Origin of the sequence: Litorilinea aerophila, from assembly GCF_006569185.2 — a bacterium.
In the GTDB taxonomy this organism is placed as follows: domain Bacteria; phylum Chloroflexota; class Anaerolineae; order Caldilineales; family Caldilineaceae; genus Litorilinea; species Litorilinea aerophila.
Genome location: NZ_VIGC02000024.1, coordinates 97,079 through 104,776, shown reverse-complemented (window position 1 = coordinate 104,776; position 7,698 = coordinate 97,079). Strand labels below are relative to the sequence as shown.

Below are 7,698 nucleotides of genomic sequence, written 5' to 3'. Positions count from 1 at the left end.
GTAGAGACGCAGCATGCTGCGTCTCTACGGCTACGGCCCATTATACCCGCTCTCCCCTGGGAACCGGAATGACTGTTCTCAGGGATGGGATTCAGGGCAACCGTCCCCCCTCCTGGCCGACGTGGTCCGGTTCCTGGCCGTTGCTGCAACGGGAAAATCTCCCGCAGCGGCCGGGACGCCGTCCCGACCGCTTCCCCCCATTTCCCGCCCCAGATGGGCGTCTGCCTCATGACAGGGTGCTCTGCCGTCGGCTATGATGGCAGCATCACGACACCATCTCCACAGGAGGCAACGACCCATGGGAAAACGCATCAAGACCCTGGCCATCGCCCTGGCCGCCCTGCTGGGCCTGGCGGCTGTGGCCGTCACCACGCTGGTGCTGCTCGGCAACAGCCGGCTGAACAAAGTCTATCGGGTGCAACCGGAAACCGTGGCCGTGCCCGCGGATGGGGCCGCGCTGCAAAGGGGCCAATATCTCGTGGCCACGGGATGCGCCGGCTGCCACGGCGGCAACCTGGCCGGCACCCCCTTCTTCGAGGACCCGGCCCTGGGCCGCATCCCCGCGCCCAACCTGACCGGCGGCGCAGGTGGGATCGGCGCCACCTACACCGACCAGGACCTGCTCCTCGCCATCCGTCACGGCATCGGCCAGGATGGCCGGCCCCTGATGATCATGCCCTCGGACGCCTTCTGGCACTACAGCGACGAAGACCTGGCCGCGGTCATCGCCTATCTGCACAGCGCGCCGCCGGTGGACAACGACCTGGGCGAGCGCACGCTGGGCCTGCTCGGCCGGGTGCTGGTGGGCGCGGGCGTCTTGAATGTGCTGGCAGCCGAGCGGATCGACCACGACGGCCCGCGGCCGGTCGCGCCACCCCAACAGGTGGACGCTGCCTACGGCGAATATGTGGCCAACATCAGCGACTGCCGCAGTTGCCACGGCCCGGCCCTGGCCGGCGGCCGGTCGTCGGAGCCGGGCGCGCCCCCTGGCCCTAACCTGACCCCGGGCGGCGACCTGGCGACCTGGACGGCCGCCGACTTCGTCCGCACCCTGCAGACCGGCGTCACGCCCGCGGGCAAGGCGCTGAACCCGGCCTACATGCCGTGGCCGGGCTACGGACAGATGACCGAGGAGGACCTGACCGCGCTCTTCCTCTACCTGCAATCTCTGCCCGCCGTGGCCGGCCAGGAGTGATCACCATGTGGACAGGACGGGTGCTTCTGGCCGCCGGCGGCAGGGGCCTGGCCCGGGCCGAGGCTGAGCGCGATGGGCGCGCCATGCTTCTCACCTGACCATGTGCGAGGGACAATGGAAACGCACAAGACCCAACCCTCACAGATCCCAACACGTTCCCAACTGCGGCTGCTGTTGGGAACGGCCGCCCTGTCATTGGCAATCAGCGCGACGCTGCTGGCCTTCGGTTTCGTTTTCCTGCAAAAAGCCAATGCCAGCCGGGACTGGCCGGCGGTCACGGGACGCGTCCAGAACGTGCGCGTCACCAGGAATCTCAGCAACAGCCAGGGATCGATGCCCGACCGGGAGTATTTTTTCGAAGTGCACTACACCTATGCGGTGGAGGGTCACACCTACACAGGCAAGCGCTTCTCGCTGGGCCATGGCAGCAATGCCGCCGGCCGCACCTACGACAGCGAGGAGGCAGCCCGGGCTGCCGCAGCCGCGTACACAGCCGGCAGCGCCATCACCGTCTATTACGACCCGGCCGCGCCGGAAGAGGCCGTTTTGCTGCCGGGCGCAGGCTTTGGCGCATACGCCCCGCTGCTGCTAGGCCTCTTGTTCCTGCTGGCCGGCGTAGCCTTGTTACGTTTTTACTCCCGGCGCAAAGCGCTGGTGTCCGGCCATGGATCAATGACTCCCCTGCAGAAAGGGCATTTTTAAACGCAAAGGCGCAAAGGTGCAAAGGCGCAAAGAAACGCAGGAGGGAATCTCCCGAATCAGCGTTCATCGGCGTGGGTCAGCGTCCTCATTTGACCTTTTTGCAGCAGAACCATCAATCTAATCCACGCGAAAGGAAAATCATGATGCGGCGTCGAAACTGGTGGGGGCTCTTTCTTCTGTTCATGGGCGGGACCTGGGGAGCCATGGCCCTATCGGCTCTCACCGGCGACGCCCGTGTGCTGGCTGCGCCGGCCGCCATTACCTGGTATGTCGACGTTGCCACCGGCAACGATGGCAACAACTGCAGGTCGCCAGGCACGGCCTGCGCCACCATCGCCGCGACCGTGGACAAGGCTGCCGACGGGGATACCCTCGAGATCGCAGCGGGTAACCTATCCGGAGCATGACATTGAGATCACGAAAGCCCTCACCCTCAACGGCGCCGGAAACACCATCGTCGATGCCGGCGCCCAGGGGCGGGCCTTCTACGTCACCGCCTCGCCGGTGGTGATTGCGGGTGTGCAGGTGCAGAATGGTCTGGCCGACGGGCCTGAGGACTTGTTCACCGATGTGGGCGGCGCCATGCTCATCGGCAGCGTTGCGTTCCTGACCCTGCAGAATGTCACGCTGGTCGACAATCAAGCCAGGGTGGCAGGCGGCGGGATATACAACCTGGGCGCACTGGTCCTGGAAAACACGCAGGTGTTGAGCAATACGACAGCCGGCGACGGGGGCGGCCTCTACAACGCCAATCAGGGTGTCATCACCATCACCCATAGCCTCCTTGCCCACAACACGGCAGACGGCTTCTTCGGCGGCGGCATCTACGCCGGCGGCCAGTCCGTGCGGATCGAGGACACGACCGTGGCCGGGAATCGCACCGGCTCCTATGGCGGCGGGCTGGCCGTGTTCACCAACGACGCACTCATCCTCGACCGGGTGACCCTGTCGGGCAATCATGCAGATTCGGGCGCAGGGCTGTATGCACAGCTGGGCGCCATCACGGCCACCAACATCACTGTGAGCGGCAACAACGCCACCAGAAATTTCAGCGGCATCTATCTCGTCGGCGCCAACAGCAGCCTTTCCCTGCAAAACAGCACCATCGCCCACAACACCCGCACCAGCACGGCAGGCACGGGGGTCAACGGTGTAAATGCAGCCAACGGCGCCGTGGCCACGCTGGTCAACACCATCCTGGACGACAACCAGGACAACAACTGTTCCCGCTTCTCGCCGCCCACATCCCTGGGCTACAACCTGTCCAGCGATGGCTCCTGCGGGCTGAACCAGAGCGGCGATCAGCCGAGCACCGACCCACGGCTGGGGCCGCTGGCCGACAACGGCGGTTGGGCGCCGACCCACAGCCTGCTGCCGGGCAGCCCCGCCATCGATGGCGGAGACAACGCCCAATGCCCCTCCCTCGACGCGCGCGGTGTGGCCCGGCCCTATGACGGCAATGGAGACGGCTCGGCTCTCTGTGATGTGGGCGCCGTGGAGGCCAGACACCAGGTCAGCATCGCCGACACCGCGATCCGCGAAGGAAATGCCGGCACAGCCACAGCCGTATTCACGGTCACCCTGGCGCCGGCCAGCACCCAAACCGTGCAGGTCAGCTACGCCACCGCCGACGGCACAGCCCTCGCCGGCGTCGACTATGCGCCGGCCGCCGGTGTGCTGACCTTCAACCCCGGCGAGACGGAGCGGACGATCCCGGTTGCGATCCTCGGCGACGTGGAGGATGAGCTGGACGAGACCCTGACGGTGCAACTGAGCGCGGCCGTCAACGCGGATCTGCTGGACGCCCAGGCCACCGGGGCCATCATCGACGACGACGGCCTGGCGGTGCTTTCCATCGCCGATCAGACGGTGCTGGAAGGCAACCGCGGCGCCCAAAGCATGGCGTTTGTGGTCACCCTTTCGCCGGCCAGCGCCTCGATGGTCACCGTGGCCTATGCCACCGCCGACGGATCCGCCACCGCCGGCAGCGACTACACCGCCACCTCGGGCGTACTCACCTTCGCCCCTGGTGAGACCAGCCACGTGGTGACGGTGGACATCCTGGGCGACCATGTGGATGAGGGAAGCGAGGAGAGCCTGGTGGTGCAACTGAGCACGCCGGCCAACGCCACCCTGGGGGACGGTGAGGCGGTGGGGGTCATCACCGACGACGATACAGCCCGCCTGCGCATCGAATTCGGTCCCCGGGTGACAGAGGGAGACACTGGCGTCACGCCGGCCGTCTTTACGGTCACCCTGACGACGCCGGCGGCGTTTCCCGTCACTGTGGAGTACGCCACATCCGACGGCTTCCAGGGGGCTGTGGCGGGAGAGGACTATCAGGCTACCAGCGGCACCCTGACCATTCCGCCGGGGCAGACCATTGCCCACATCGACGTACCGGTCTATGGCGACGTGCGCCCGGAATCCGACGAGATTTTCCGCCTCACCCTGAGCAACCCATCCCCGGCCATCGCCCTCGAGACCAACGCCACCCAGGCTACGATCTGGAACGACGACGGTTTCCAGATCTTTTTGCCGGTCATCACTCGATGAGCATCCATCCATACAAGGGAGAACCCAAATGACAACCACATCCAAGGGCGTTCTGGTGTTTGGCGCCACCGGCAACATGGGCGGCGCGGCAGCCAGGGAGCTGCTGAAACGGGGCTGGCGGGTGCGCGCGGTCACGCGCGATCCCCAGAGCGAAAAGGCCCAGGCCCTGGCCGCGTTGGGCGCAGAGCTGGTGCAGGCCGACATGGACGACCCCGCCTCGCTGGAGGCCGCCTTCGACGGCGTGACCCGGGTCTTCAGCGTGCAGAACTGGTCGATCAGCGGCGTGGAGGGCGAAATCCGCCAGGGCAAGCACGTCGCCGACGCGGCCAAAACAGCCGGGGTGACGCACCTGGTCTTTGGCTCGGCCGGGGTGGGGCAGCCGGACACAGGCGTGCCCCATTTCGATTGCAAAGTGGTGGTGGAGCGGTACATGCGCGACGAACTGGGCCTGCCGGTGACGGTGATACGTCCCGGCCCGTTCATGGAGCTGATGACCGACAAGGCCTTCTTTCCGCCCCTGGCCGCCTGGGGGATGATGCCCAAAATTGTGGGCTGGGAGACGCCCCTGCCGTGGACGGCCGTGGCCGACATCGGCGCCGCCATCGCCAACGTCTTTGAAAATCCGACGAAATGGATCGGTCGGGATATCGACCTGATCGGCGATGTGGCCAGCATGCGCCAGTGCCAGCAGGCGTTCAAGGCCATCACCGGCAAGAAGCCCTTTGGCATCGGCCTGCCGGTGGCGCTCTTCAACAAAATGGCCGGTCCGGAGATGGTGACCATGTGGCGCTGGCTGGCCGACTACCTGGCGGCCAACGACATCAACGCAGCCAAAGGGGAGATGCTGGCGGCGGCGCGAGAGGCGTGCCCGCAACTGCACAGCGTGACCGACTGGCTCAAATCAGAGCGCAATGGGCAGGGTCTGTGATGGGCGGCCACAGGGATCACGGCCGCACCCTGCGCCACTTCCTGGCGGTGTTGCTCACCTGCACGGTGCTGGTGCTGCTGCTGGGGCTGAACGTCTCGGCCATTGGGCTGGTGGAGATTCCCAGCAGCGCCCTCTTTGTGGTGGCGGAACTGTTCGGGCTGATCGTGGCGCTAAATGCCGTTTACGCAATGCTGTTTTTGGGGTTACAATGGCAGCAGTTGGCCGCGGCCAGCTCCGGGGAACCCAATTGACCGGACGCCCGCCAATGATTATCAGCGTCTCGCCATGATCGAACAATCCTGGAACCCCACGCAACCTGATCCGTCACCGGCAGAAGCCGCGCCGCCGTGGTCGGGCTGGGGGCTGCGGCTGGCCCGGACAGCCTGGCCCATCCTGGCCCTCACCGTGGCCGGCCTCTGGCTCTGGTCGGTGCGCCTCTGGGCCGCAGGCCAGACCACCGTCAGCAGCAACTTCCTGGACGTGCCCTACGGCGTGGTGATGCCCCTGGGCTACTTTGCGGTGGCCGTGCTGCTGGTGGTGCGCAAACCGGACGACCCCATGGCCATCCTCACCTCGCTGACGCTGGTCTTCCTGGGGCCGTATCTGCTCACCGGCGTGAACGTCACCGTCAGCCAGCAGCCCGGCTGGGAAGTGCTCGCCCGGCTGCTGCTGATTGTGGGCGGCATCCTCTTCTTCCTCTTTTTGTTCACCTTTCCCGACGGGCGTTTCCTCAACCGCTGGATGCAACGCCTGACCCTGTTCCTGGCAGGCGTCTATGCCCTGGGGATGCTGCTATCCGCAGAAGCCTACGGCAGCTTCTCCGCGGCCTTTATCCCCGCGGCGATGCTCCTGGGGCTGGGGGTGCAGGTCTACCGCTATCTGCGCCGCTCCTCGCCGGCCCAGCGGCAGCAGACCAAGTGGGTGGTGTTGGGCGCGGTGGGGCCGGTGCTGCTGGTGGTGAATTGGGTGCTGCTGATCGAGCCGGGCGTCTACGCGCTGCCTGCCGAGCCCCTGCCCTTCTACCTCCACCAAAGTGTGCTGGCGGCGTTGGGGCTGCTGCTGCCCGCGACGCTGGCCATCTCCATCCTGCGCTACCGGCTGTGGGACATCGACCTGCTCCTCGGCCGCACCCTGGTCTACGGGGCATTGACGGCCGCGGTCGTTGCCATCTATGGGCTGGTGGTGGGGGGCGTCGGCGCCCTGGTCCAGACCCAGGACAACCGGCTGCTGGCCCTGATCGCCACGGGCGTGGCCGCGGTGCTCTTCCAGCCCCTGCGGGAGCGCCTGCAGCGCGGGGTGAACCGCCTGCTCTACGGACAGCGGGATGAGCCCCTGGCGGTGCTGGCCCGGCTGGGCCAACGCCTGGAGGATGCGCTGGCCCCGGAGCAGGCGCTGCCGGCGCTGGTGGAGACCATCGCCCAGGCGCTCAAGCTGCCCTACGTGGCCCTGGCCACCGGCCAGGACGAGGCGCAAGGGATGGCCGCCGCCTACGGCCGGCCCACGCCCCACGCCCGTTCCTTTCCCCTGGTCCACCAGGGTGCAACCGTCGGCTTTCTGTGGGCTGCCCCGCGCGCGGCGGGGGAGAGCTTTACCCCTACCGAGGAAGCGCTGCTGCGCAACGCAGCCCGGCAGGCGAGCGCGGCCGTCCACGCCCTGCAGCTCACCGCCGACCTGCAGCAGGCCCGCCAGCAGGTGATCGCCGGCCGCGAGGAGGAGCGCCGCCGCCTGCGCCGGGACCTGCACGACGGGCTGGGTCCCTCCCTGGCCGCGCAACTGCTCAAGATCGGCTCGGCCCGGGCCCTGCTGGCCGACCGGCCGGAGGTCGCCGCGCAGCTCCTGGCCCAGATGGAGGCCGACACCGAAGGCGCCCTGGTCGAGGTGCGCCGCATCGTCTATGCTTTGCGGCCGCCGGCCCTGGACCAGTGGGGGCTGGCCGGCGCGCTGCGGGTCTTTGCCGAAAGCTACGCCGGCGAAGCCCTGGCGGTGCAGGTGGAGACGCCGTCCAGCCTGCCGCCCCTGCCGGCTGCCGTGGAGGTGGCCGCCTATCACATCGGCCGGGAGGCCTTGACCAACGTGGTGCGCCATGCCCAGGCCCAGCGCTGCACCCTGCGGCTGTGGGTCGAGGACGACCGCCTGCACCTGACGGTGCAGGACGACGGCCGGGGCATGGCGGGCGCGGCCCGGAGCGGCGTTGGCCTGGCCTCCATGCGGGAGCGGGCCGAGGAGCTGGGCGGGACGCTGATTGTGCAGGGGGCGCCGGGCCGGGGAATCCTGGTGACGGCCGTGCTGCCGCTGAACAGCGGCAAGGAGCGATAAC

The 7,698-nt window shown here is 67.5% G+C and carries 7 protein-coding genes; all 7 read left to right on the top strand.

Annotated features, from left to right (window positions below; all coding sequences use genetic code 11):
• The first annotated feature begins 298 nt into the window (after window positions 1-298).
• The 7 genes from FKZ61_RS17230 (at window position 299) to FKZ61_RS17200 (ending at window position 7,697) form a co-directional block, all read left to right on the top strand.
• Complete coding sequence (locus FKZ61_RS17230; protein ID WP_170199896.1) at window positions 299-1,195, top strand: c-type cytochrome; 897 nt, start codon at window positions 299-301, stop codon at window positions 1,193-1,195.
• Window positions 1,196-1,309: 114 nt separating this feature from the next.
• Window positions 1,310-1,897: a DUF3592 domain-containing protein gene (locus FKZ61_RS17225; protein WP_170199894.1), complete on the top strand. Its 588-nt coding sequence runs from the start codon at window positions 1,310-1,312 to the stop codon at window positions 1,895-1,897.
• A 140-nt stretch (window positions 1,898-2,037) separates the two neighbouring features.
• Window positions 2,038-2,304 carry a hypothetical protein gene (locus FKZ61_RS17220; protein WP_170199892.1) on the top strand — a complete coding sequence of 89 codons (267 nt, stop codon included), beginning with the start codon at window positions 2,038-2,040 and terminating at the stop codon, window positions 2,302-2,304.
• Window positions 2,305-2,416: 112 nt separating this feature from the next.
• Window positions 2,417-4,453, top strand: coding sequence for a Calx-beta domain-containing protein (locus tag FKZ61_RS17215; protein WP_170199890.1), 2,037 nt, complete (start codon window positions 2,417-2,419; stop codon window positions 4,451-4,453).
• 28 nt (window positions 4,454-4,481) lie between these two features.
• Window positions 4,482-5,381 (top strand): NmrA/HSCARG family protein, encoded by a 900-nt coding sequence (locus FKZ61_RS17210; protein WP_141611366.1) that lies wholly within the window; start codon window positions 4,482-4,484, stop codon window positions 5,379-5,381.
• Window positions 5,381-5,632 (top strand): hypothetical protein, encoded by a 252-nt coding sequence (locus tag FKZ61_RS17205; protein WP_141611365.1) that lies wholly within the window; start codon window positions 5,381-5,383, stop codon window positions 5,630-5,632. The genes FKZ61_RS17210 and FKZ61_RS17205 overlap by 1 nt, the downstream gene beginning before the upstream one ends.
• 34 nt (window positions 5,633-5,666) lie before the next feature.
• Entirely contained in the window at window positions 5,667-7,697 is a 2,031-nt protein-coding gene (locus FKZ61_RS17200) for a sensor histidine kinase (protein WP_170199888.1), read from the top strand.
• Window position 7,698 lies beyond the last annotated feature (1 nt).

What these genes read in the sequence shown, in the direction of transcription:
- FKZ61_RS17230 (WP_170199896.1), top strand. Translation starts at nt 299, where the DNA reads ATGGGAAAACGCATCAAGACCCTGGCCATCGCCCTGGCCGCCCTGCTG.
- FKZ61_RS17225 (WP_170199894.1), top strand. Translation starts at nt 1,310, where the DNA reads ATGGAAACGCACAAGACCCAACCCTCACAGATCCCAACACGTTCCCAA.
- FKZ61_RS17220 (WP_170199892.1), top strand. Translation starts at nt 2,038, where the DNA reads ATGATGCGGCGTCGAAACTGGTGGGGGCTCTTTCTTCTGTTCATGGGC.
- FKZ61_RS17210 (WP_141611366.1), top strand. Translation starts at nt 4,482, where the DNA reads ATGACAACCACATCCAAGGGCGTTCTGGTGTTTGGCGCCACCGGCAAC.
- FKZ61_RS17205 (WP_141611365.1), top strand. Translation starts at nt 5,381, where the DNA reads ATGGGCGGCCACAGGGATCACGGCCGCACCCTGCGCCACTTCCTGGCG.
- FKZ61_RS17200 (WP_170199888.1), top strand. Translation starts at nt 5,667, where the DNA reads ATGATCGAACAATCCTGGAACCCCACGCAACCTGATCCGTCACCGGCA.